General features: G+C 65.7%; 18 protein-coding genes. 15 read left to right on the top strand and 3 right to left on the bottom strand.

The window, feature by feature from the left end; translation table 11 throughout:
* The first annotated feature begins 43 nt into the window (after nucleotides 1-43).
* From NY08_RS04585 to NY08_RS04575, 3 genes are all read left to right on the top strand, one after another.
* Complete coding sequence (locus NY08_RS04585; RefSeq protein ID WP_082073691.1) at nucleotides 44-1,519, top strand: FecCD family ABC transporter permease; 1,476 nt, start codon at nucleotides 44-46, stop codon at nucleotides 1,517-1,519.
* 83 nt (nucleotides 1,520-1,602) lie between these two features.
* A complete protein-coding gene (locus tag NY08_RS04580) occupies nucleotides 1,603-2,613 on the top strand; it encodes a FecCD family ABC transporter permease (RefSeq protein WP_230597048.1) in 1,011 nt (336 codons plus the stop codon).
* The gene (locus NY08_RS04575; RefSeq protein ID WP_045195125.1) at nucleotides 2,610-3,479 is read left to right on the top strand and encodes an ABC transporter ATP-binding protein; all 870 of its coding nucleotides are present in this window, start codon (nucleotides 2,610-2,612) and stop codon (nucleotides 3,477-3,479) included. Before NY08_RS04580 ends, NY08_RS04575 begins: the two co-directional genes overlap by 4 nt.
* Before the next feature lie 9 nt (nucleotides 3,480-3,488).
* Here the strand turns inward: NY08_RS04575 and NY08_RS04570 are convergent, their stop codons facing one another.
* Both NY08_RS04570 and NY08_RS04565 read right to left on the bottom strand, forming a co-directional pair.
* Entirely contained in the window at nucleotides 3,489-6,056 is a 2,568-nt protein-coding gene (locus NY08_RS04570; protein ID WP_045199727.1) for a bifunctional lysylphosphatidylglycerol flippase/synthetase MprF, read from the bottom strand.
* A gap of 92 nt (nucleotides 6,057-6,148) precedes the next feature.
* The gene (locus NY08_RS04565; protein ID WP_045195124.1) at nucleotides 6,149-7,450 is read right to left on the bottom strand and encodes an alpha/beta hydrolase; all 1,302 of its coding nucleotides are present in this window, start codon (nucleotides 7,448-7,450) and stop codon (nucleotides 6,149-6,151) included.
* Nucleotides 7,451-7,650: 200 nt separating this feature from the next.
* On the opposite strand from NY08_RS04565, the gene NY08_RS04560 reads away from it, so the two are divergent.
* From NY08_RS04560 to gndA, 4 genes are all read left to right on the top strand, one after another.
* The gene (locus NY08_RS04560) at nucleotides 7,651-8,067 is read left to right on the top strand and encodes a BlaI/MecI/CopY family transcriptional regulator (protein WP_032398122.1); all 417 of its coding nucleotides are present in this window, start codon (nucleotides 7,651-7,653) and stop codon (nucleotides 8,065-8,067) included.
* A 23-nt stretch (nucleotides 8,068-8,090) separates the two neighbouring features.
* Nucleotides 8,091-9,047 (top strand): M56 family metallopeptidase, encoded by a 957-nt coding sequence (locus NY08_RS04555; protein WP_045195121.1) that lies wholly within the window; start codon nucleotides 8,091-8,093, stop codon nucleotides 9,045-9,047.
* Nucleotides 9,048-9,325: 278 nt separating this feature from the next.
* A complete protein-coding gene (locus tag NY08_RS04550; RefSeq protein ID WP_045195119.1) occupies nucleotides 9,326-11,047 on the top strand; it encodes a DEAD/DEAH box helicase in 1,722 nt (573 codons plus the stop codon).
* Between the two features lie 158 nt (nucleotides 11,048-11,205).
* Complete coding sequence (gene gndA / locus NY08_RS04545) at nucleotides 11,206-12,657, top strand: NADP-dependent phosphogluconate dehydrogenase (protein WP_045195117.1); 1,452 nt, start codon at nucleotides 11,206-11,208, stop codon at nucleotides 12,655-12,657.
* 66 nt (nucleotides 12,658-12,723) lie between these two features.
* Here the strand turns inward: gndA and NY08_RS04540 are convergent, their stop codons facing one another.
* Nucleotides 12,724-13,194: a DUF4262 domain-containing protein gene (locus NY08_RS04540; protein ID WP_045195115.1), complete on the bottom strand. Its 471-nt coding sequence runs from the start codon at nucleotides 13,192-13,194 to the stop codon at nucleotides 12,724-12,726.
* A 145-nt stretch (nucleotides 13,195-13,339) separates the two neighbouring features.
* On the opposite strand from NY08_RS04540, the gene NY08_RS04535 reads away from it, so the two are divergent.
* The 8 genes from NY08_RS04535 to NY08_RS04495 all read left to right on the top strand — a co-directional run bounded on the left by NY08_RS04535 (nucleotide 13,340) and on the right by NY08_RS04495 (nucleotide 24,720).
* Complete coding sequence (locus NY08_RS04535) at nucleotides 13,340-14,644, top strand: DEAD/DEAH box helicase (protein WP_045195113.1); 1,305 nt, start codon at nucleotides 13,340-13,342, stop codon at nucleotides 14,642-14,644.
* Nucleotides 14,641-15,537 carry a DMT family transporter gene (locus tag NY08_RS04530; RefSeq protein WP_045195111.1) on the top strand — a complete coding sequence of 299 codons (897 nt, stop codon included), beginning with the start codon at nucleotides 14,641-14,643 and terminating at the stop codon, nucleotides 15,535-15,537. Before NY08_RS04535 ends, NY08_RS04530 begins: the two co-directional genes overlap by 4 nt.
* Before the next feature lie 11 nt (nucleotides 15,538-15,548).
* Nucleotides 15,549-16,985: a GuaB1 family IMP dehydrogenase-related protein gene (locus NY08_RS04525; RefSeq protein ID WP_032398129.1), complete on the top strand. Its 1,437-nt coding sequence runs from the start codon at nucleotides 15,549-15,551 to the stop codon at nucleotides 16,983-16,985.
* Nucleotides 16,986-17,330: 345 nt separating this feature from the next.
* Nucleotides 17,331-18,710 carry a hemolysin family protein gene (locus NY08_RS04515; protein WP_032398130.1) on the top strand — a complete coding sequence of 460 codons (1,380 nt, stop codon included), beginning with the start codon at nucleotides 17,331-17,333 and terminating at the stop codon, nucleotides 18,708-18,710.
* On the top strand, nucleotides 18,703-19,839 hold the full coding sequence (locus NY08_RS04510) for a hemolysin family protein (RefSeq protein ID WP_045195106.1): 1,137 nt from the start codon (nucleotides 18,703-18,705) through the stop codon (nucleotides 19,837-19,839). The genes NY08_RS04515 and NY08_RS04510 overlap by 8 nt, the downstream gene beginning before the upstream one ends.
* Complete coding sequence (locus NY08_RS04505) at nucleotides 19,840-20,751, top strand: hypothetical protein (RefSeq protein ID WP_032398132.1); 912 nt, start codon at nucleotides 19,840-19,842, stop codon at nucleotides 20,749-20,751.
* A 65-nt stretch (nucleotides 20,752-20,816) separates the two neighbouring features.
* A complete protein-coding gene (locus tag NY08_RS04500) occupies nucleotides 20,817-22,991 on the top strand; it encodes a malate synthase G (protein ID WP_045199726.1) in 2,175 nt (724 codons plus the stop codon).
* Between the two features lie 67 nt (nucleotides 22,992-23,058).
* On the top strand, nucleotides 23,059-24,720 hold the full coding sequence (locus NY08_RS04495) for a substrate-binding and VWA domain-containing protein (RefSeq protein ID WP_052683717.1): 1,662 nt from the start codon (nucleotides 23,059-23,061) through the stop codon (nucleotides 24,718-24,720).

Raw genomic sequence — 24,720 nt, 5'->3', positions numbered from 1 at the left:
CCTAAACCGAGTCCCTTCGAACCAGCGAGGAGTCACGAGCACTGTGACCACAGCTCCGCTACTCGGCCCTCACGGCGCACGCCGGTCTTCCGACGAGTCCTACGGGATCGAGGACGTGCCCACGGGTCCGCCGCCGCGTGGCTCTCGCATCGCTGCAGCCGCTATCGACGCACTGATCGTGCTGGTCCCCTTGTTCGTCGGCTGGTCGATCGTCGACGCGCTTCGCGACGACAACGGTGGCGGCCAAGCGGACCGATTCGTGTTCGGCACCATCGCGGTGTGTGTCGCCCTGGCTCTGTTCGTCTGGAATCGCGGCTACCGCGACGGCAACGAAGGCCAGAGCACCGGTCGACGCTGGATGGGTCTGACACTGCGGGACAGCGCAACGCAGGGTCCGATCGGTGCTCGTCGCGCCCTGCGCCGACAACTCCGGATCGGCGCGGCATCGTCCGAGGTGGTGCGCGAAAAGGCCGCTATCGCAGCAGGATTCGAGCCCATTCCCAAAGACGTTTCGGTCGCGGCCATTCGGCGGCGACGGTTGCTCGGTCTGGCCGTCCTGGTCGCCGCTCTCGTCGCCGGAGTACTCGCCAGCATCGCCATCGGCGCACGGCCACTGACGTTCGCCGAAATCGCCCATGCGCTGCTGAATTCGACGGGCACCGACACCGACATCATCGTGCGCACACTGCGAGTTCCCCGGACGGTGCTCGCATTGGTCGTGGGCATCGCGCTCGGTATCGCAGGTGCTCTCATCCAGGGGCACACCCGCAATCCGTTGGCCGACGCCAGTCTGCTCGGCCTCAACTCCGGGGCAGCGTTCTTCGTGGTGATGGCCATCTACCTGTTCCGGTTCACCTCGCCGAGTCAGTACCTGTGGTTCGCATTCGCCGGTTCGGCGGTGGCGAGCATCGTCGTGTTCGGTCTCTCCTCGATCGGGTCGGGCAGATCGAGTCCGGTCAATCTCGCTTTGGCCGGGGCAGGCGTCGCATTCTTTCTCTCGGCCATGACGAACGCCGTCGTACTGCTCGATCAGACCAGCTTGGACGGGTACCGCTTCTGGGTGGTCGGATCCGTTGCAGGACGCGGCCTCGACGTACTGTGGCAGGTCTTGCCCTTCCTGGTCATCGGCATGCTCATCGCATTGGCGAGCACACCCGGCCTGAACGTCATGAGCCTCGGCGAGGACGTCGCGCGATCGCTCGGGACCAACGTCGCGATCACCCGCACCGTCGGGATCCTCGCCATCACTCTGCTCACCGGTGCCGCGACGGCAGCGTGCGGGCCCATTGCATTCGTCGGACTCGTCGTTCCACACATCGCCCGCGCGGTGACCGGACCCGACTACCGCTGGCTCGTGCCCTACGCGGGCCTCATGGGCGGAGTGATGCTCATGATCGCCGACGTCATCGGTCGGGTCGTGGTGCGCCCTGGCGAGCTTCAGGTGGGGATCGTTCTGGCACTGATCGGGGCGCCCTTCTTCATCGCGCTCGTTCGACGCCGGAAGTTGGTCAGCCTGTGACCGCCGACCTGCAGTCCCCCACACCGGCACCCGGCCCCGGCGTCGTTCGCACCCGGCCTGCGTTCCGCCTCGGTCCGATCTCCATGGTCCGACGGCCGGTGATGGTCCTGACGACCATCCTCCTGGCTGCGGCGCTCTTGCTGGTCATGTGTGTGAACATCGGACGAGGCGACTTCCCGCTGTCGATCACGGCGGTCCTCGACGTGCTGCTCGGCGGCGGTTCGAGAATCGAACGGTTCATCGTGATGGACCTGCGACTGCCCCGTTCACTGACCGGGCTGTTGGTCGGGGCCGCCCTTGGTATCTCCGGCGCGATCACACAATCGATCTCTCGCAATGCCCTTGCCAGCCCCGACATCCTGGGAATCACCGCCGGTTCCAGTGCCGCGGCCGTCGCGCTGATCGTGCTCGGCGGAGGCAGCTTCAGCGGGCTGCTGGCCACCCTCGGTCTTCCTCTCGCTGCACTGATCGGCGGGCTGCTCACCGCGATCGCCATCTACGCCCTCGCCTGGCGAAAGGGCGTCGACGGGTTCCGCCTCATTCTGGTCGGCATCGCCGTCAACGCCATGCTCACCGCCGTGATCGGCTGGCTGCTGATCAGCGCCGACATCAACGACGTCTCCCGCGCTCAGGTCTGGCTCAACGGGTCGCTCAACGGAGCGGACTGGGCCGCGGTCTGGCCGGTTGCCATTGCCGTCGTCCTGGTCGGTGGCGGCACCGTCGTCGCGACGTTCACGCTCGGTGCCCTGCGACTCGGCGACGACAACGCACGATCTCTCGGAATTCGACTGCAACACAGTCAGGCGATGATGCTGCTCGCTGCCGTCGCACTCGCCGCGATCGCCACCGCCGCCGCGGGACCCATCGGGTTCGTGGCGCTCGCCGCTCCCCAGATAGCGCTGAGGGTGCTGCGAACGCCCGGCCCCCCGATCATCGCGTCGGCACTGCTCGGCGGATTGCTCGTCGTGGGAAGCGATCTGATCGCTCGCACGATTCTGCCCGTCGAGCTCCCGGTCGGCATCGTCACCTCGGCCCTCGGCGGACCGTTCCTGCTCTACCTACTCGTTCGCAGTAATCGAAAGGCCTCCGTATGACAACCAGCCACACCTCGCGTCTGATCGCGAACGATCTGAGCCTCGGTTACGGCGACCGCACCATCGTCGAACACCTGGACCTCGAAATTCACACCGGTGTCATCACCACGGTCATCGGACCCAACGGCTGCGGAAAGTCCACGCTGCTGCGCTCACTCGGCCGTCTGCTCAAACCCAAGGCCGGCAGTGTGATGCTCGACGGACGAGCGATCTCCTCGATGAAGACCAAGGAGGTCGCCCGCACCCTCGGAATGCTGCCTCAGGCGCCGACCGCCCCCGAAGGACTCACCGTCGCAGATCTGGTCTCGCGCGGTCGTCACCCGCACCAGTCGTGGATCAGGCAGTGGAGCTCGGACGACGAGGCCGAGGTGGCGAACGCACTCGAACTGACCGGAGTCGGCGACCTCGCCGACCGACCCGTCGACGAGCTGTCCGGGGGCCAGCGGCAACGCGCCTGGATCTCGATGGCACTGGCACAGGGCACCGATATTCTGTTGCTGGACGAGCCGACCACCTACCTCGATCTGGCGCACTCCATCGAGGTCCTCGATCTCGTCGACCGCCTGCACGACGAACTGGGCCGCACCATCGTCATGGTCCTGCACGATCTGAACCTGGCGATTCGCTACAGCGACCGGTTGATCGTGATGAAGCAGGGAGAGATCATCACCGCGGGTCGGCCGCAGGATGTCATCTCCGAGCAGCTTCTGCTCGACGTGTTCGGCCTGGAGGCCGCAGTCATCGACGATCCGATGTCCGATCGTCCCCTCATCGTTCCGATCGGAACCCGGCACGTGTACGGATCGGTCGGCGGGCCTGTGAGATCTCGGAATCGTTCTGCCACAGGCCCGTTCACCGCTATCTGACGACGCTGCTCACCGCTCGATCATCGTGCGCACCAGCTTGAAGCCCTGACCGATCGACACGTCCGGCAGATACGCCCGACCGATTGCATTACCGATGCTGGGAAGTGCGGCCGGATCGGCGAACGTCATGTGCATCGGTTCGTAGCGAGGCTGGAACTTCGACTTGAACGCCAGTAGCGAACGGAATCCGTATACAGGTTCGAGGGTGCGCCCGAGGACGTCGAGCAACCGTTCGAGCAAGCCCGACAGCGTAGACTGCTCGGCACTCGAGACATGTTCGGGTTGCTTCTCGTCGACCTTGGCCAGGGGTGCTCCCGACAGACTGAGGAATCGAGCCCCCTCCTGTTCGAGCAGCAGAGCGGCCGAAGCGATGAGGAATTCCATCGTGGGCCGGAAACCCTCGGATCTCCGTCTCATGAAATCGAGCGTCCATCCGACGATGACGCCGTCCTCGTACACCGGCATCCACGAGGTCACACCGTGCACGGTCCGGTGCTCGTCGACGGCGATCAGGCACCGCACGTTCTCGTCGTCGACCTCCTCGAGACCGCCGAGAGTGAAGCCCATCTCGGGCATGCCCTTGTCCGCGACCCATTCCTCCGAGATCGCAGTGATCTGGTCCGTGATCGCCAGCGGGGCAGAAGGAAAGCGAATCCACTCGGCGACGACGCCGGCCTTCTTCGCTCTGTTCAGCGCAGTCCGCACGTCCTGGAATCGCTTACCTGTGAATGCGATTCCGTCGAGGTCGAGAACAGTTTCCTCACCGACCTGGATTCCTCCCCAACCGAGGGAGTCGGTGATGCGGCGGACGTCGGGTGTGACGGAGTAGAAGCACGGTATCCATCCGTTCTCGGATGCGAACTCGGCGAAGTCGACGACGTTGTCCCGCAGGGATTCCCGCGGACCGACGGGATCCCCGGTGGTCAGTGCAACGCCGGAGATGACTCGGTAGGCGACATAGCTGCGGCCGTCGGGACCGAACCAGTACTTGTTGCCGCGCCAGGTCGTCATCCACGACAGGGCAGACCCGCTGCTCGACATGAGCAATTCGCGTGCCCGTTCGGTGGCGTCGGTCTCGCTGCCGTACACCGGGGTCAGGAAGGTACTCGCGGCGAGCACACACACCACCACCCAGAACACCACGCCGGTCCACTCGAAGAGCAGGGTGGTCGGCGTGTTCTGCGGTAGCAGGGAGGGCTCGAGCCACTGCAGGTAGACCGGGGGAATCAACCGTTGCGGAAAGTCCGCCAGCAAGCCGCCGAACGATGGCGAATCGGCGAATCCGCCTCGGGCCAGATACCCACCGATCGAGTAGATCAGAGCGAGTCCGACCGCCACCCCGACCACCGAGGCCGCCCATCGCCGATAGGTTCCCGAAGGTGCCGACACGTCGAAGAACTTCCGGGTGACGAACAGGACCAACAACACGATCAGCGGCAGCAGGAACGGCACCGCAGTGCGGTACGCCGTCGGCGATTCCAAACCGTAGAACAGGGACTGGTCGTCACCGGACTCGAGGAACCGGATCGCGAAGTTGGCCACCGACAGCGCGAGCAGAATTCCCTGCGAGACCACCGCCATCGCCCACGCGAATCGCCTGCCTCGGCGCAGGCCGTCACTGACCACCAGCAGGAACAGCGACGGCATGATGCTCAGGATGGTCGGGCCGACTCCCCCGAGTCTGAGATCGAGCAGACCACGACGGCATTCGACCGGGTCGGTGGTCGCGTCGGCGCAGATCTCGCGCACCTCGGCCGCCGTGTACGGAACCCCCCGCACCACATCTCGAAGTACCGCGAACGGCCCGACAGCGTTGGGGCTCAGTGCCGCCAGCACCGGGCCGAGGGCACTCGCGGCGACGATCAACGCAACCAGCACACGACCTTCGCGTTGGGTACCGGCCAATCGCGGGCCACGTGCCGACCGACCGACGATCCACGGGCCCACGATCAGACCGATCACCGCGGCGGCGAGCCGAACGACGTCCTGCAGGTGCCCGCCGAACAGAGCCAACGTCACCAACAGGGCCAGCACGCCGACACGAATACGCCTGCGCCACAACGTATCCATTCGCGAGGTCGCGACCAGCACGACGCCGAAGATCCAGGTCGTCGGACCCACAGCGGTTCCGACGTGCAACCGGAACCCCCAATCCGCGTCGAAGGTCTTGGCCAGGACCGCAAGACCGAGGCCGAACAGCGAACCGGCCACCTGCGTCACCAAGGCCGCGACGGCGAAGCGACGGGATCCGATCCGGCGCTCGATCGGAGCGGCGGCGACCAACACCCCGATCGTGGCCACCACGCATCCCGCGATGTTGGGTGCCGCCAGACCCGAGGTGAGCGGGGTCCACAGGTGCCAGTGCTCGAAGGGCATGATGCCCACGGCGAAGTACCTGTCCATCTCGCCCCGGTCGTCCACGACAGCGGCGACGACGCCCATGACCCAGACGACGGCGAGCAACGCGAAACTGACCGGTGCTCCCACGGCACCGAACACGATGAGCGACCACAGCCGGCGAAGCTGGCGCATCACCGCAGACGCACCCGACCTCAGAGACTCGGTGCGCGTGCGCATCCAGGACGGTTCGGCGGGATCGTGCGCGCCTGCCACACCCGAAGTCGGTGCCTCGGCGTCGGCCGAGGACGGTCGTTCCGGATCGGTCACGTTCACGAAATCAACCCTGTCCTCGTCGCCAACCATGGGAGCTCACGTCGGAGGCCTTCCGACCACACAGCGAAGCTGTGTCCGCCCGGTACCTCCACGTACTGCACATCCATTCCGGCGGCCTTCGCCGCGTCGTACATTTCCTGTTGGCCCGGTTTGTAGTCGTTGTCGTCCGACCCCACGACGAAAATACCGGCCGAGTCGGGGTACCGACGTGATTTCAGCAGGTCGAGCGGATTGACGGCAGTGAACGCCGCGGAGTTTCCTCCGAAGGCCTGCTGCACCGTTCGGTCTCGATCGCCGAGAGTCGGCTCACGCTGACCGGACAGGTCGAGAAACGTGGGATAGACATCGGGATGATTGGTCGCCATCTGTATCGAACACGTACCGCCGTAGGACAATCCACCGATCGCCCAGTGCGCGCGATTCGGATCGACCTGCAGCGCAGTGTCGATCCAGTCGGGAACGTCTCGGGAGAGATACGTGTCCACGTTGCCCAGGGGTGAGTCGACACAGAGCGGATTGGCCATCGACGACCCGGTCCCGTCCGCGACGACGACGACCGGCGCGAGACCCGCGTGATCGCGGGCGAAGTTGTCCATGGTCTCGGCGAGCTTTCCACCGTTGAGCCAGTCCTCGGGTGCTCCCGGCTGACCGGCGAGCAGCACGAGGACCGGAAGGAGCGGACGAGGATCGGCGAAGTAGGCGGGCGGCAGGTAGATCTGCGCATCTCGTGCGGAGAAGTTCGACGCAGTGGCCGGAATGGAGGCGGAGGTGATTCTCCCGGCGGACGCCAGGTCGGCGGGCGCGGTCCAGACCGAGTCGAGCGGCGTGCCGGTGACGGTCTGTGCCACCGCAGCGGGCACATCCGAGAACTGAATGCGCGCCGCGGACTCGGCCCCGAGAGCGTTGCCCACGGTGGGGTAGGCGTCGAACTCCAAGTTGACGTGCAGGGCCGACGCCGCCACCACGAACACCGTCGCCAGCACGGACGCCGAGGTGCCCAGCACCCCTCGAGCGGCCAAAGACCTGGGAACCATCGTGAACAACGCAGCGAGACCGACGCCGATCCACACGTAGATCGCGGTCTCTATCGGGTCCGGGAACGGTCGCCACACCTTCTCGACCACCACGTAGCCGATCGTCGTGGCAACGATCGATGACGTCGCGGCGATCGGCAGCGCACGCGTGGCGTATCGCCGCGATCTCGACAAGAGCAGCCACACACCACCGAGGGCACCGAGAACGGACACGATCACCGGTACCGGGCCGTCGATCAACGACAGGGAATCGAACCAGTCCACGCTTTCGTCTCCGCTCACTTCTCGAAAGTCGGGCCGAGGGGCGGCACGATCACAGCACAGAATATTCGCCGCGGGATTCCCGCGGTCGAGACCCGCCGATTCGTCGCGACACCGCCTATGACCGATCCCACACCTGCCGACAGGTCGGTACTACCACGAGTAGTACGCATCCGCGTCGGAGTAGCCGTAGACTCGGACGAATGGCTGGTCTTGGTGAACTAGAGCGTGCAGTGATGGACCATCTGTGGGAGTCGTCGGATCCCCAGACCGTTCGACAGGTGCACGAGGCGCTGGCGACGCATCGCGAACTCGCGTACACGACAGTGATGACGGTCCTGCAGCGGCTGGCGAAGAAGAAGTTGGTCGTGCAGCAACGCGACGACAGAGCGCATCGCTATGCCCCGTTGCACGGCCGCGACGAGCTGGTCGCGAGCCTGATGGTCGACGCGCTGTCGCAGGCACCGGCATCGGGTGGACGCGCAGCGGCACTCGTCCACTTCGTCGGACAGGTCGGGGCCGACGAAGCCGCCGCCCTCCGTGAGGCGCTCGCCGCTCTGGAAGTGGCACAATCGACATCGAAGTCCCCTTCGGCTGGAGATGGCCGTCCGACGGACTGACGCTCGCGGCAGTAAGTGAGGACATGAACTCGACGACTGCGCTGGTATTCGCAGTACTCGCGCTGATCCTGGCTGGGCCGGTTCCGGCAGTGCTCGCCCGCGCGAGCTGGCCGTACCGGTCACCACGCGCGGCTCTGGTGCTCTGGCAGGCAATTGCCCTCGCTGCTGTGCTCTCGGCCTTCAGCTCGGGCCTCGCGATCGGCGGACTGCTGCTGGTCCCCGGTCCGGACGGTCGGCCCACGACGGCACCGACCGACGAGATCGACGCTCTCGGCCTGCCCCTGTGGATCCTCTACGTCGTCGTCCTCGCCATCACGCTCGGCATCGGTGCCAAGCTCATGTTCTCCGTCGTTCAGGTAGCGGTCAGAACCCGTCGTCGACGTTCCAGGCATCGCGTGCTCGTCGATCTGCTGGATCGAAGCGATCGGGGCGAGAACCCTTTCCGTGGTCTCCGCGATGCAGACATCCGCGTGCTCGACGCGGCGGAACCGATCGCGTACTGTCTACCGGGTCTGCGTCAGCGGGTGGTGCTCAGCCGTGGAACGTTGGCCAGTCTTTCCGAGGCGGAGGTCACTGCCATCCTCAGTCACGAGCGCTCACACCTGCGCGCCCGCCACGACCTGGTCCTCGAAGCATTCACCGCCGTCAACGAAGCGTTCCCTCGGATCGTCCGCAGCAAGTCGGCGCTCGGCAGCGTGCAGCTGCTGGTCGAGCTGCTCGCCGACGACTCGGCGGTCAAGGTCACCGGACCCACACCGTTGGCCAGGGCACTGGTCACCTGCGCCGGGTCAACTGCACCGCGTGGTGCGATGGCGGCCGGAGGGCCGCACACCCTCATCCGTGTCCAGCGCTTGAGCGGCCCGGGTGCCGATGTGCGCATCGCTGCGGCTGCCTACGCTGCGGCCGTGGTGATCCTCGTTCTTCCCACGATCTACGTCGCCATGCCGTGGCTGGAGGAATTGAGCAAGCTCGTCGGGTGAGTCCCGTGGGCGATCGGGGTCGCACAGGTCACATCGACTCGAGTCGAACAATCGGCGGTACGTCCCGTACAGTAGAGACCGGTCGCCATCGCGGCCTAGCAATCGAAATGGCACAAACAGCCCCACTTTATGCAGTTCTCGTCTGCATTCTGATGGCCAGGTGACAGTGCCCTGGCTCGTATCAATGTGTTCTGGCTGTTTTTCGTGTTTCCCGGTTCTTCGGGTGCTCTCAGCTTCGGGCTTATTGGCGTGCCCGCAATCCGGAGAGGCTTTACTGCGTGACCCACGCTGTTTCCAACACACCCGTTTCCACCGCTTCCGACACCACGGCAGTTCCGACGCCCGCAGCGGCACCGGCATTCACGTTCGCCGATCTCGGACTGCCCGAGGCAGTCGTCGCCGCATTGGCGCGCAACTCGATCACCGTGCCCTCCCCCATCCAGGAGAAGGCACTCCCCGACGCCATCGCCGGTAAGAACGTCCTCGGCCGTGCGCAGACCGGCTCGGGCAAGACCCTCGCCTTCGGCCTGCCGATCCTGCAGCGCCTGTCGTTGCACACCGACCGCCCGGCGGCCAAGCGCCCCCGTTCGCTCGTGCTGGTCCCCACCCGCGAGCTCGCTTTCCAGGTTGTCGAATCCCTCGCCCCCTACGCCAATGCGCAGGGCCTGCGCGTCATGCCCGCCGTCGGCGGCACCCCGTTCAACAAGCAGGTCGAGCAGCTCCGACGTGGAGTCGACGTCCTCGTCGCCACCCCGGGTCGCCTCGCCGACCATCTGCGTCAGGGCACCTGCATCCTGGACTCCATCGAGATCACCGCGCTCGACGAGGCCGATCAGATGGCCGACATGGGCTTCCTGCCCGAGGTTCGTGCCGTCCTCGCCGACACTCCGGCAGACGGACAGCGCATGCTGTTCTCGGCCACCCTCGACCGTGAGGTTCAGTCGCTGGTACGCCAGTTCCTGCCCGATCACGTCGAGCACTCCACCCAGGACGGCAAAGCCAGCGTCCGCACCATGGATCACTACGTGCTCATGGTCGACCGGGGTCAGAAGGATCTCGTTCTGTCCGAGATCGGTGCCCGCGAAGGCGGTCGCACCATCATGTTCGCGCGTACCAAGCTGGGCTGCGACGGAATCACCGACCGCCTGCGTGCGCTCGGTATCGCCGCGGAGTCACTGCACGGTGGCAAGGCTCAGAATCAGCGCACCCGCGTTCTCGAGCGCTTCAAGAACGGCCGTACACCCGTCCTCGTCGCCACCGACGTTGCTGCTCGTGGAATCCACGTCGACGGTATCGACCTGGTCGTCCACGTCGATCCGCCCGCAGACCACAAGGACTACCTGCACCGCGCGGGACGTACGGCACGCGCGGGAGAGAAGGGCACCGTTGTCGCGATCGTGCTGCCCAACCAGCGTCGTCAGGTTCTGCGTCTGACCGGGATGGCCGGCGTCAAGGCCACCGCCGTCAACGTCTCGCCCGGTTCGGCCGAGCTGAACAGCATCACCGGAGCGAAGAAGCCGACCGGTGAGCCCCTGCGCGCCGAGTCCGCTCCCCGCGACCGGAACAGCCGTCCCGGCTACCAGGGATCCAACCCGCGCAGTGGTGGCGGATACCAGGGCTCCAACCCCCGCAGTGGTGGCGGATACCAGGGCTCCAACCCGCGCAGCGGTGGCGGGTACCAGGGCTCGAACCCCCGCAGCAGCGAGGGCTACCAGGGCGACCGTCCCCGCACCGGCTACCAGGGCTCCAACCCGCGCAGCGGCGGCGGATACCAGGGATCCAACCCCCGCAGCAGCGAGGGCTACCAGGGCGATCGTCCGCGTCGCTCCGATTCGGGCTCGTACCGCGGCTCCGAGGGTCGTGGATACGAAGGCCGTGGCTCCGACAATCGCCGTCCGGCATCCGGTCCCCGCCAGGACGAGCACCGGTCCGGTGGCTTCCGCAGTCGCACGGAACGGCGTTCGTACGACGGTTTCGACGGTCCGGCTCGCAGCCACTGATCGGTTCGTCACCGTGAGGTCGTGATCCGACCCGAAATGCACGAACGGGTGCCGCATTCTTCGCGAATGCGGCACCCTTCGTCGTTGGCGGTGGCCGGCTTCGACACCGGCCGGGGGGTTGGCTCGCGCGAAATCTCGCGGCAAGGAAAGCTGTCTGTATGACCTCAGCAGCAGAACCGACAGAACTGGCTCAGATCGGAGTCACCGGACTCGCCGTCATGGGCTCCAACATCGCCCGCAACTTCGCCCATCACGGTCACACCGTCGCATTGCACAACCGCAGCGTGGCCAAGACCGATGCCCTGATCGCCGAGCACGGCACCGAGGGCAACTTCATCCGCACCGAGACCATCGAGGAGTTCGTCGCCGCCCTCGCGAAACCGCGCCGAGTGCTCATCATGGTCAAGGCAGGCGACCCGACCGACGCCGTGATCGAGGAACTTGCAGGCGCGATGGAGGAGGGCGACATCATCATCGACGGTGGCAATGCCCTCTACACCGACACCATCCGGCGCGAGGCCGCCATGAAGGAGCGCGGACTGCTCTTCGTCGGTGCCGGTATCTCCGGCGGCGAAGAAGGCGCGCTCAACGGACCGTCGATCATGCCGGGCGGACCCGCGGAGTCCTACAAGGCCCTCGGACCGCTGTTGGAATCCATCGCGGCGCAGGTCGACGGCACGCCGTGCTGCACCCACATCGGGCCCGACGGCTCCGGCCACTTCGTCAAGATGGTCCACAACGGCATCGAATACGCCGATATGCAACTCATCGGTGAGGCCTACAACCTGTTCCGTGACGCGCTCGGATACACGCCCGCTCAGGTAGCGGACGTGTTCACCGAGTGGAACAACGGAGACCTCGAGAGCTACCTCGTCGAGATCACCGCCGAGGTTCTCCGCCAGGTCGACGCCAAGACCGGTCAGCCTCTCGTCGACGTGATCGTCGACGCTGCGGAGCAGAAGGGCACCGGTCGCTGGACCGTCAAGGCGGCTCTGGACCTCGGCGTTCCCGTCACCGGTATCGCCGAGGCCGTGTTCGCTCGGGCTCTGTCGGGGTCACGCGCTCAGCGCAAGGCAGCCGTCGGACTCGCCTCCGGAACACTCGCCGACAAGCCGACCGACGCAGAGCAGTTCACGCACGACATCAGTCGGGCTCTGTACGCGTCCAAGATCGTCGCCTACGCACAGGGCTTCGATCAGATCGCCGCGGGCAGCACCGAATACGACTGGAATCTGCATCCCGGTGACCTCGCCACGATCTGGCGTGGTGGCTGCATCATTCGCGCTCGGTTCCTCGATCGCATCAAGGACGCGTACGACGACAACGCCGAACTGCCCAGTTTGATCCTGGCCCCGTACTTCCGTGATGCCATCGAGAACGCCATCGACAGCTGGCGTCGAGTGGTCGTCACCGCGGCTTCACTGGGCATTCCGGTCCCCGCGTTCGCGTCCTCGCTCTCCTACTACGACGCGTTGCGGGCAGAGCGTCTACCTGCCGCTCTGACACAGGGTCAGCGGGACTTCTTCGGGGCGCACACCTACGAGCGAACCGACTCGGAAGGAAAGTTCCACACCCTGTGGAGCGGCGATCGTTCCGAGATCGAAGCCTGACCGAGAAGCTTCCGCCGGTGGCGCTGCGTTCACCACGCAGCGCCACCGGTACAGCACGGGAACCGGTCAGCCGGGTACCGGCCCGAGAATCGGTTGGACCACCGTCGACGGGATCCCTTCCCACGGCAGTGCACCTTCGAGGTCCTTCCACACCGCCTGCACCGCACTGAAGCACCCCTGGCCGTAGACGTCGGAGGCTGCGTACAGAATTTCCGCACAGTCCGGTACGTCGATGGTGAACAGCTCGAATCCTGCTGCAGTGCAACCGATTCCGGATTCGAGCTCGAGCATTCCCGAGGCCACCGAGGCGCCCAGCGAATTGAGAATTCGCGAGGACTCATGTGGCCCGCGTCCGGTCATGACGATCTCCGGGCTGCCGAAATTCGTCAGACCGACCGTGTAGCAGAACGCCGGATGGATACCGTCGAGATCGATTTCCGATTCCACGTACTGCAAGGCCCACCCACACCTGTCGATGGTGCGTTTCACACCTTCGATGTACTCGTCGACGCTGTAGCCCTGACACATCTTGCACATAGCTCCCCCACACTCTGCGTGCGATCGCCCCCTCGGCGATCACGGTGCCGAACGCCGATCGAACGTGCGTTCTACTCGAAGTATTGCGCGGGGCACCGACAAGAAGATTCCGACGCGTGGTCGACGCAGCGGTAGGGTCACAGCCATGCCGGGTCAATCCGTTCGATCGTTCGCAGAACTGGGACTGCCCGTGGTTCTCGTCCACTCGCTCAGGAAAGCGGGTGTCTCGGAGCCGTTTCCGATCCAGTCCGCGGCCCTGCCCGATGCGCTCGAGGGCCGCGATGTACTCGGCCGTGCTCCGACCGGATCGGGAAAGACTCTCGCGTTCGGGCTTCCGTTGCTCGTGCGGCTTGCCGGCCGTCGCAGTGAGCCCGGTGCTCCGCGTGGGCTCGTGCTTGCTCCCACTCGCGAACTCGCGCTCCAGATCCAGGAAGTCCTCGACATCCACGGTGCGACGTTCGGCCTACGCAGCGTCGGTGTGGTCGGCGGCGTCCCGCTCGAGCGCAATGTCCGAGAGATCCAGCGCGGAATCGACATCGTGGTTGCCACCCCCGGTCGCCTCAACGACCTGCTCGCCCGACGCTCGATCACGTTGAATCGCGTGGAGGTGACCGTGATCGACGAGGCGGATCGCATGGTGGACATGGGATTTCTGCCCCAGGTCGATTCGCTCCTCGCCGCGACACCGGCCGGCGGGCAGCGACTGCTGTTCTCGGCGACCCTGGACGAGGACGTCGACCGCCTGGTCGAGAAGTTCTTGAACGATCCGGCCGAACATTCGACGGCGGAGTCGGTCGGCGAGCCCGACATCGCGCACTACGTGTTCAGGGTCGATGCTGCCCGCAAGACCGAAGTGGCTGCCGCACTTGCCAACAGGGACGGTCGCACGCTGCTGTTCGTCCGGACCACTCACGCGGTCGACCGACTCACCGACGACTGTCGCCGTCTGGGTGTATCGGTATCGTCGTTGCACGGCAACAAGACTCAGGCTCACCGCACACGCTCGCTGGCCGCTTTCGGCGACGGCGAGTCGACCGCGCTGATCGCCACCGATGTCGCAGCACGTGGGGTTCACGTCGACGACGTCACCCTCGTGGTTCACGTCGACCCACCGTTGGACTCCAAGGACTACGTGCACCGCGCGGGCCGCACTGCGCGTGCCGGAGCCAGCGGAACCGTCGTGACGTTGGCCACCGCCGATCAGCTCGATCACGTGCGTGCGATGGCCGGCGACGCCGGTGTCTCGGCGACGGTGATCGACACCGAGACCGATCCCACCTCGTGGCGTCGGTTGACGGGGGCGCGTACCCCCATCGGCCGACCGCTCCCGGCCGAGGCGGCGGAATCACCCGCCCCTCGTAGTTCGCGGCGTGGTGCCGCACCCGCCCGACACGAGCGACCCGGGCGTTCCGGAGGCAGGCGAGGCGGCACCCGAGGACGACGCGGGTGACCGCCTCCTGGTTGTCGATCCTGCTCGCGCTGGTGTCGGCATTCCTGTTCGCCTCTGCGTCGGTGGCACAGCAGAGCGCCGCCGCGTCGGTTCCGGAGGGAACATCGCTGCTCTCGGCCCTGATCCGAAGCCCGAGATGGTGGGTGGGCGTACTCGGGGACGGCGGCGGCTACGCGGTTCAGATCGCTGCACTGTGGGTCGGTTCGGTGCTGGTCGTGCAGCCGTTGCTCGTCACCGCCCTGCTGTTCGCACTCCCGATGTCGGCGAAATTGGCGGGCCGGGCACTCCCGGTTTCGACGTGGGCACTCGCCGTTCTCCTGGCCACCGCTCTTGCGGTGTTCATCGTGGTCGGCGATCCCAGTGAAGGCAATACCGACGCCCCGCTGGCCGATTGGATCATTCCGCTGATCATCGCCGCGGTCGTGATCGGTGGCGCCGCGGTGGGCGGGCTCGTACTGCGAGCGCCCGGCGCGCGGGCTCTGTTGCTCGGAGCCGCGGGAGGGCTGCTGTTCGGTCTGGCTGCGGCTCTGACGAAGTTCGTCACCGATCTGGTGGAGAGCGATCTGCTCGGGGCCCTGGCAGCCTGGCAGACCTACGCGCTGGTGGGATCCGGAGTTCTCGGGTTCTATCTGCAGCAGCGAGCCTTCCAGGTCGGTCCGCTGTCCGCGTCACTACCGGCGGTCACGATCGGCGAACCACTCGGCGCGGCGTTCATCGGCATCACGGTCCTGGACGAGCGAATCAGAACCGACGGGACGTCCCTCGCCGTCATCGCCGTAGCGGTGTTCGTCATGGTGGTGACGACGATTCGACTGTCTCGGACCCAGGCGTCGACCCGCATCGAAACGGAGACAGGGGACGTGGCTTCGGCCCCGAATGCGGCCGACCGGTAGTCTCGATCAACGTGCAGTTCCTCGATGGTCACCTTCCGCCCTACGATCTCACCTACGACGACGTCTTCCTCGTCCCCAACCGAACCGACGTCACGTCCAGGTTCGACGTCGACCTGAGCACGGTCGACGGTTCGGGCACCACCATCCCGATCGTCGTGTCGAACATGACCGCGGTGTCGGGACGGCGGATGGCAGAGACCGTCGCACGTCGCGGAGCGATCGCCGTGATCCCGCAGGACCTGCCCACCGAGGCCGTTGCCGAGACCGTCGCATTCGTCAAGAGCCGTGACCTGATCGCGGACACACCTGTCGTCCTCGGCCCCAATGCGTCCGTGTCCGACGCCTTGGCGCTGGTGCACAAGCGCGCACACGGGTCGGTCGTGATCGTCGAACACGGCAAGCCGATCGGAGTGGTGACCGAGAGCGCCTGTGCCGACGTCGACCGATTCGCTCGACTCAGTTCCGTGGCGTCGGCCGATTTCGTGCGCGCTCCTCGCCATGCGTCGCCCCAGGAAGTCTTCGAGCTGATGGAAGCGGCACATGCCCATCTCGCCGTTGTCGTCGAGAACGACGGCTCCCTGGCCGGTGTCGTGACCAGGACCGGTGCCGTTCGGACCGGTATCTACGCGCCCGCGGTCGACGCGTCGGGCCGCCTGCGCATCGCTGCCGCCGTCGGTATCAACGGCAATGTGGCGGAGAAGGCGACCGCACTGGTCGAGGCCGGTGCCGATGTGCTCGTCATGGACACCGCGCACGGCCATCAGCAGAAGATGCTCGAAGCCCTCGCTGCTGTGCGCTCTCTCGATCTCGGCGTTCCCCTGGCGGCCGGCAACGTGGTGTCCGCCCAGGGGACGCGCGATCTGGTGCAGGCCGGCGCGGACATCGTCAAGGTCGGCGTAGGACCGGGCGCGATGTGCACGACGCGAATGATGACCGGCGTCGGACGCCCCCAGTTCTCGGCTGTGGCCGATTGTTCGGCTGCGGCAGCCGAACTCGGGGCTTCGGTGTGGGCCGACGGCGGTGTGCGCCATCCCCGTGACGTTGCTCTCGCGCTGGCTGCCGGTGCTGCGAACGTCATGATCGGCTCGTGGTTCGCCGGCACCTACGAGTCGCCCGGCGACCTGCGAGTGGACGCATCGGGCAATCGGTACAAGGAGAGCTTCGGCATGGCGTCCAAGCGAGCCGTTGCCGCCCGTACCGCAACCGACGGGGCGTTCGACCGGGCCCGCAAAGCCTTGTTCGAGGAGGGCATTTCCAGTTCGCGGATGCGCCTCGATCCCGATCGGCCGGGTGTCGAGGATCTGATCGATCACATCTGTGCCGGAGTTCGCAGTACCTGTACGTACGCGGGAGCCCGTTCGCTCCCGGAGTTGGCCGAACGAGCCGTTCTGGGAGTCCAGTCCGCCGCCGGATTCGCCGAGGGGCGGCCCCTGCCCTCCGGGTGGTGACGATCGGACACGGTTAGACTCTCGCCTACAGCAGACACAGTTGTTCGCGCTCGTCACTCGTCGACAATTCGAGCAATCGATTCTCGGCGTGTGGCCTGACGTCGGCTCCCCATGAAGGGACCGCAACGCGAACCGACAGAAGGGAATCAGGTGCCCGAGGCACCCACTATCTCGGTTGCCGTCACGGCAACCGCAGAACAACACGACGACGGTTCCACTTCGGAGGGATCCTCTATCGAGCCGGGAGAGAAACCCGGCGAACACGATTTCGGCAGCCACGTGCACTCCGGCGGCGCAATGCTCCTGTCCCAGCTTCGACGGCCTCGGCTCAGGCGGAGTTGACGCGTGGAACTTCTCATCACCATCGCCAGCCTGCTCGGTTTCGTGGCCTTGACGGCCGGCACCGCGCTGTTCGTCGCGGCCGAGTTCTCCCTCACTGCCCTCGAACGCAGTGCGGTCGAGTCACAGGCCGACAACGGTGACCTCCGCTCACGCCAAGTTCTGCACGCCCACAAGACTCTGTCGTTTCAGCTGTCCGGTGCCCAACTCGGCATCACCATCACCACGCTGATCACCGGTTATCTCGCCGAACCGGTGCTGGCCGGTTTCATTCGGCCGGTGGCCGACGCACTGGGCGCATCCGAGACCCTCGCCGCCGGCATCTCGCTCGCAGTGGCGCTGATCCTGGCGACCTCGTTCTCGATGATCTTCGGTGAGCTGGTTCCCAAGAACATCGCCATCGCGAAACCGATGTCGACCGCTCGCGTCACCGCCGGTGCGATGGCCGGGTTCTCACTGGTGTTCAAGTGGGCCATCAACGGACTCAACGGCTCGGCGAACTGGCTGGTGCGCCGGCTCGGAATCGAACCGGCGGAGGAACTGAGATCCGCTCGGTCGCCGCAGGAGCTGGGTTCGCTGGTCCGCACGTCGGCGCGGCAGGGGTCGATCGACGAGAACACCGCCCGACTGGTGGACCGGTCGTTGCAGTTCGGCGATCGCACGGCCGAGGAACTGATGACGCCGCGAGTGAAGATCGAAACACTCGCCACCGACGCGACCGTGGCCGATCTGATCGAAACGGCTGCGCGGACCGGCTTCTCACGTTTTCCGGTGGTCGACGGCGACCTGGACGACACCGTCGGCGTCGTTCACATCAAGCACGCGTTCACCGTCGCCGGGGCGCACCGGCGGTCGACGACGGTCGAATCCCTGGCTCGCGACGTTCCCGTCGTACCGTCCAGTCTCGACGGCGACGCAGTGATGGAGCGGGTACGCGCCGACGGTATGCAGGTCGCGCTCGTCGTCGACGAGTACGGCGGCACCGCGGGCATGGTCACCATGGAGGATCTCATCGAAGAGATCGTCGGTGACGTGCGCGACGAACACGACGAGCCGGAACTCGATGTCTCCAGATCGGGCGACGGATGGGACTGTGCAGGGCTGCTGCGTATCGACGAGGTCGCGTCGGCCACGGGGTATTCGGCACCCGAGGGCGAGTACGAAACCATCGGCGGTCTCGTGCTGACGGAGTTGGGTCGTATTCCGACCGAGGGGGATGCAGTTCTGTTGCCTTCCCCGGCGAACGAGGATCCACTCGAACGAGACGGCGGCTGGGTGGCCCGGGTGCTTCGGATGGACGGCCGCCGCATCGACCGGGTGGTTCTTCTGCCCGTCGACGCAGCTGCGGTGGCTCGCATGAGGTCGGAGGGTGAGATCGATGGGTGATTTCCTCGGCGTCGGTCTAGCCGTCCTGTTGCTCGCCGGCAACGCATTCTTCGTCGGGGCCGAGTTCGCCCTGATCTCGGCCCGGCGGGACCGCCTCGAAGCCCTACTCGCACAAGGCAAGAAGCGTGCGCAGAGCGTCATCGAGGCCGGTCAGAACCTGTCGCAGATGCTTGCAGCGGCCCAGCTCGGCATCACGATCTGCTCGATTCTTCTCGGACGCGTGGCGGAGCCTGCGGTGGCACACCTGATCGAGGTGCCGCTCGAGGCAGTCGGTATTCCCGAGTCCTTCCTGCACCCGATCGCCTTCGCCATCGCGTTGACGCTCGTGGTCGTTCTGCACATTCTCATCGGCGAGATGGTGCCCAAGAACATCGCCATCGCGGGTCCGGAGAGCACTGCCATGGTTCTGGTGCCCATCCATCTGCTGTTCATCAAGGTGGCACTGCCGCTGATCTCGTTCTACAACATGTGCGCCAACCTGACCCTTCGGCTGCTGCGGATCGAACCCAAGGACGAGCTGAGTTCCTCGGTCTCTGCGGTCGAGTTGTCGCAGATGATCGGCGAATCACGATCCGAGGGACTGATCGATGCCGAGGAGCATCGACGACTGCGGCAAGCCCTCGAGACGTCCGGACGGACCGTGGCCGAGGTCCTGATTCCCTCTCACCAGGTTCGCAGCATCGAGTTGTCCGGACCCGACCACACCCTCGGACCCACACTGGGCTCCGTCGAACGCGCCGTCATCGAAACGGGATTCTCTCGTTATCCGGTCCGCGACGCCTCGGGGGCACTCGTGGGCTACCTGCATCTCAAGGACGTACTCGAAGCCATGGCCGACGAATCGGCAGGACCGGACACGGTCATTCCGCGCAGCGACGTGCGAGCACTACCGGTGGTCTCCATCGACACCGTGCTCGACGACGCACTGACCAAGTTGCGTCGGGCCAGCAGCCATCTCGGTGCCGTGCACGACGCGACGGGTGCCACGGTCGGCATCGTCGCGCTCGAGGACCTGGTCGAGGAGTTCGTCGGAACGGTTCGGGACGGCACGCACCGGGTGGCCGGTCCGCGTCCGGGTCAGTCGTCGTCCAGCTTCAAGTCTGCGGCCGCTCCCCCACGGAACGTGTGAATGCCCGACTCGACGTTGAGCGAAGGACAGTGGACCTCCCGCCGTGCCGCGCACGCGGCACGGGTGGAGGACCTCGTCGGTGACTATCTGACGGACCGGGGCCACGGCGGCGTGCATCCGGTACTCGATTTCCTGTTCACCTACTACAGCCACCGCCCGGGTCAGCTGCGTCGATGGAATCCAGGTCACGGCGTCGTCCTCACCGGTGATCGCGCGCAGGATTTCGCGGCGTTCGCGTCCTACGAGCAGGTCGACACCGACGACGGACCGGGCTTTCGGGTGCGGTCGGATCTGGTGGAGCGTCGACGATCGAGCATCGAATTCACCCTCGGCCTGCTCGCCGCAACCCGAGACAGGCAACCGGTGCTCGGCTGTTTCGGATTGCACGAGTGGGCGATGGTCTACCGCGGGGGCACCTCGGCGCAGCGGCACGAGCAGGTGCCACTGCGCCTGGGGCACGAGGGAACCGACGCCGTGGTCGATTCGATGACGTTGCGCTGCACCCACTACGACGCCTTCCGGTTCTTCACCCCCGATGCAGCGCCGCGCAACGCTCTCCCGCTGTCACCGGAGTCGCGTCTGACATCCGAGCAACCCGGTTGTATCCATGCCTCGATGGATCTCTACAAGTGGTGCTACAAGCTGGGGCCACTGATCGATTCCGAGTTTCTCACCGATTGCTTCGAGCTGGCCCTGCACGCGCGAACGATCGACATGCGCGCGAGTCCGTACGACCTGAGCGGCTTCGATCTCGAACCCATTCGGATCGAGACACCGGCCGGACGAGCCGAATACGTGCGCGCGCAGGGAGAACTGTCGAGCGAAGCGGCACCTCTGCGCTCGGCGTTGATCGCTCGATGCCAGAATTTACTGGTCGGCGGCGAGTTCGGCGTCGGACCTACCGCCGAGTAACATCGACAGCGTTGTCGTGGGGACACCGGTCACCGGTGTCCGTGACCGGAAAGAGTGAGGAATTCATGACCGATCGTGTGCAGGCTGGTGGACTTCAGGTCGCCAAGGTCCTATTCGATTTCGTCGAGAAGGAGGCGCTGCCGGGTACCGACGTAGAGTCCGATGCCTTCTGGGCCGGTGCCGCGTCGGTGATCGCCGATCTCGCTCCCAAGAACAAGGCACTGCTGGCGGTCCGCGACGAGATCCAGGGCAAGGTCGACGCCTGGCACGGCGAACACGCGGGCCCGAACTACGATCGCGCCGCCTACAAGGCATTCCTGAAGGAGATCGGCTACCTGCTCGACGAGCCGGCAGACTTCCAGATCAGCACGTCCGGTGTGGACACCGAGATCACCACCACGGCAGGCCCGCAGCTGGTGGTGCCTGTCCTCAATGCCAGGTTCGCGATCAACGCGTCCAACGCACGGTGGGGCTCGCTGTACGACGCTCTCTACGGAACCGACGCCATCCCCGAGACCGACGGTGCCGAAAAGGGCACCAGCTACAACAGGGTCCGTGGCGACAAGGTCATCGCCTTCGCGCGGAACTTCCTGGACGAGGCGCTGCCCCTGAGCTCCGGCTCGCACGTCGGTACCACCGGATACGTCGTCGATGCCGCCTCGCTGACGGTGACCCTCGCCGACGGCAGCACGGTCGGGCTGAAGGACCCGTCGCAGCTGCTCGGCTACCAGGGCACGCCCGACGCGCCGTCGGCAATTCTGTTCGTGCACAACGGCTTGCACTTCGAGATCCAGATCGACCCCGAGAGCCCGATCGGCGAGACCGACGGGGCAGGCGTCAAGGACGTGCTGCTCGAGTCCGCTGTCACCACCATCATGGACTTCGAGGACTCCGTCGCGGCCGTCGACGCAGACGACAAGGTTCTGGGATATCGCAACTGGCTCGGTCTGATGAAGGGCGATCTGACCGAGGAAGTCTCCAAGGGAGGCAAGACCTTCACCCGTGCGATGAACAAGGACCGCACATACACCTCGGTCGACGGTTCGGAACTGACGCTGCACGGTCGCTCGCTGCTGTTCGTCCGCAACGTCGGTCATCTGATGACCTCGGATGCGATCCTCGATGCCGACGGCAACGAGGTGCCAGAGGGAATTCTCGATGCTCTGTTCACCTCGCTCGCCGGCATGCACTCACTGACCTCGGACAATGTGTTGTCCAACTCGCGCACCGGTTCGCTGTACATCGTCAAGCCCAAGATGCACGGACCGGACGAGGTCGCGTTCACCGCGGAGCTGTTCGGCCGTGTCGAGCAGGTTCTCTCCCTGCCGGCCAACACACTCAAGGTCGGCATCATGGACGAGGAACGCCGCACGACGGTCAACCTCAAGGCGTGCATCCAGGCTGCGTCCGAACGCGTCGTGTTCATCAACACCGGCTTCCTCGACCGCACCGGCGACGAGATCCACACCTCGATGGAGGCAGGTCCCGTCGTACGCAAGGGAGCGATGAAGGGCGAGAAGTGGATCGCCGCCTACGAGGACTTCAACGTCGACACCGGTCTCGCTGCCGGCCTCGAAGGCAAGGCACAGATCGGTAAGGGCATGTGGGCCATGCCCGATCTGATGCACGACATGCTCGAGCAGAAGATCGGCCACCCCAAGGCCGGTGCCAACACTGCGTGGGTTCCTTCCCCCACCGCTGCGACCTTGCACGCCCTGCACTACCACAAGGTCGATGTCTTCGCCCGTCAGCACGAAATCGCACAGGCCAAGCGCGCCACCGTCGACGACATTCTCGAAATTCCTCTCGCACCGTCCACGGACTGGACCGACGAGGAGAAGCAGAACGAACTCGACAACAACTCGCAGTCGATCCTGGGCTACGTCGTGCGGTGGATCGACCACGGCGTCGGCTGCTCGAAGGTTCCCGACATCAACGACATCGCACTCATGGAAGACCGTGCGACGCTGCGTATTTCGAGTCAGTTCATCGCGAACTGGCTGCGCCACGGCATCGTCACCGAAGATCAGGTGCGCGAGTCGCTGAAGCGGATGGCCCCGGTGGTGGACCGTCAGAACGAATCCGATCCGACGTACAAGCCGTTGGCTCCCGACTTCGACACCAACATCGCTTTCCAGGCTGCCAGCGACCTGATCTTCCAGGGCACCAGCCAGCCCAACGGCTACACCGAGCCGATCCTGCATCGTCGCCGACGGGAGTACAAGGCCGTCAACGCCTGACGGACTTGTCGATCACGTGGGTGAACATCGGAACACAGGGCGCGGGCGTTCGATAGCCGCCGGACCCGTGATCGTCGTGATCACGATCGCGGTGCTCGCTGCGGCCGTGTTCGGATGGTTTCAACTGCGGGATCGAATCCTCGATCAAGGGGTCGAAGCTGCCGACACCTGTGTGGAGGGATCGGCGGTGCTCACTGTCGCCGCCGATCCCGACATCTCCGGGCCGGTCGAACAATTGGCTGCTCGGTTCAACGACACCGCACCGGTGGTCCGTGATCACTGTGTGACGGTGCAGGTTCGAGCCACGGCCTCCGATGCCGTCCGGATGGCCTTGAACGCCGGTATCGACAACTGGGACGTCGGAGCACTCGGCGCTCGGCCGGGCCTGTGGATACCTCAATCGTCGGGCGACGTCGCGGCCGTGACCGACCGAGGAGCCCTCGACGGCACCCCGCGGCCACTCGCGGCGAGTCCGGTGGTACTCGCGGTGCCGTCCGCCGTGGCCGACTCTCTCACGTCGGTGAGTTGGGCCGACCTGGTCCGCCTGCAACGCGACCCACAGGCACTCGGCCTCGGCGAGTGGGGCGCACTCCGTCTCGCACTGCCGACCGGATCCGATGCCGGCGCAACCACACTCGCGCTCGGCGCCATCGCTGCCGGGGTACGCGGCGATCCGGCCACCGCACTGACCCTCGACCAGGTCTCGTCGAGAGAACTGGTCTCGGCCGTGTCGGAGCTTGCCGTCACCGACACCGGAGCCTCCGCAACGTCTGCATCCACAACCTACGACTCACTCGCCGCCCTGGAGAGCTCGCCCGGCCCCGACGCCCCCGTCCACGCTGTTCCGGTCACCGAACAGCAACTGGCGTCGACCGATTCGTCGACGTTGACTGCCGTTCGACCTCAGGGCTTCACTCCCGTTGCCGATCATCCCGCGGCCGTACTCTCCGGCGACGAGACCTCGACCAGGGCGGCCGCCGCATTCGTCGATTTCGTCCGCCAGCCGGACGGCGCGCAGCTGCTCACGGATGCGGGCTTCGGCGTCGGCGAAACACAGAACTCCGGCACCGTCGCTGCTCCCTCCGGACCGGTTGTCGACGCGCTGCTGGACGTACTGCGAAATCCGGTCCTGCCGCGTCGAGCCACCGTATTGCTCGACGCGTCCGAGTCGATGGGCACGAGCGAGGGCAGTGCGACTCGGCTGCAGAACACGGTTCGCGCCCTCGGCGAGCAGTTCCAGCGAGTACCCGACTCCACCGAGCTGGGCCTGTGGAGCTTCAGCGAGGATCTGGACGACTCGCTCCCCTATCGCGTCGACGTTCCGACCGGCCCGATGGCGGCTCAGGTCGCAGCGGCTTCCAGGCGCGACGCGCTGAATTCCGGTGCAGCGGCGTTGACACCGGAATCCGCGTCGCATTCCGCCCGGTCGTTGCTGGCCGCCTATCGCGATGCCGTGGCCGGGTTCGTCCCCGGACGCGTCAATTCCGTGGTGCTGATCACCGACGGTCCCAACGACGACCCATCGCTGTCCACTCAAGACCTGCTCACCGACCTGAACTCGGCATCCGATGCCGAACGTCCGGTCGCAGTGAACGTGGTGATGATCGGCGATAACACCGACGCGACCGCGTTCACCGACATCTCGGCCCGGACGGGCGGCACCGCGACGACCGTGCCGACTTCGGATTCTCCGGATTTCTTCGATCTACTCGGAAAGTTGTTGTACTAG

The sequence above is a fragment of the Rhodococcus sp. B7740 genome, assembly GCF_000954115.1.
Lineage (GTDB): Bacteria > Actinomycetota > Actinomycetes > Mycobacteriales > Mycobacteriaceae > Rhodococcoides.
This window is presented reverse-complemented; position numbering and strand designations above follow the sequence as displayed.

Coding starts and splice junctions, on each gene's coding strand:
- NY08_RS04580 (WP_230597048.1), top strand. CDS start 1,603: ATGGTCCGACGGCCGGTGATGGTCCTGACGACCATCCTCCTGGCTGCG.
- NY08_RS04575 (WP_045195125.1), top strand. CDS start 2,610: ATGACAACCAGCCACACCTCGCGTCTGATCGCGAACGATCTGAGCCTC.
- NY08_RS04570 (WP_045199727.1), bottom strand. CDS start 6,056: ATGCGCACGCGCACCGAGTCTCTGAGGTCGGGTGCGTCTGCGGTGATG.
- NY08_RS04560 (WP_032398122.1), top strand. CDS start 7,651: ATGGCTGGTCTTGGTGAACTAGAGCGTGCAGTGATGGACCATCTGTGG.
- NY08_RS04555 (WP_045195121.1), top strand. CDS start 8,091: ATGAACTCGACGACTGCGCTGGTATTCGCAGTACTCGCGCTGATCCTG.
- gndA (WP_045195117.1), top strand. CDS start 11,206: ATGACCTCAGCAGCAGAACCGACAGAACTGGCTCAGATCGGAGTCACC.
- NY08_RS04540 (WP_045195115.1), bottom strand. CDS start 13,194: ATGTGCAAGATGTGTCAGGGCTACAGCGTCGACGAGTACATCGAAGGT.
- NY08_RS04535 (WP_045195113.1), top strand. CDS start 13,340: ATGCCGGGTCAATCCGTTCGATCGTTCGCAGAACTGGGACTGCCCGTG.
- NY08_RS04510 (WP_045195106.1), top strand. CDS start 18,703: ATGGGTGATTTCCTCGGCGTCGGTCTAGCCGTCCTGTTGCTCGCCGGC.
- NY08_RS04505 (WP_032398132.1), top strand. CDS start 19,840: ATGCCCGACTCGACGTTGAGCGAAGGACAGTGGACCTCCCGCCGTGCC.
- NY08_RS04500 (WP_045199726.1), top strand. CDS start 20,817: ATGACCGATCGTGTGCAGGCTGGTGGACTTCAGGTCGCCAAGGTCCTA.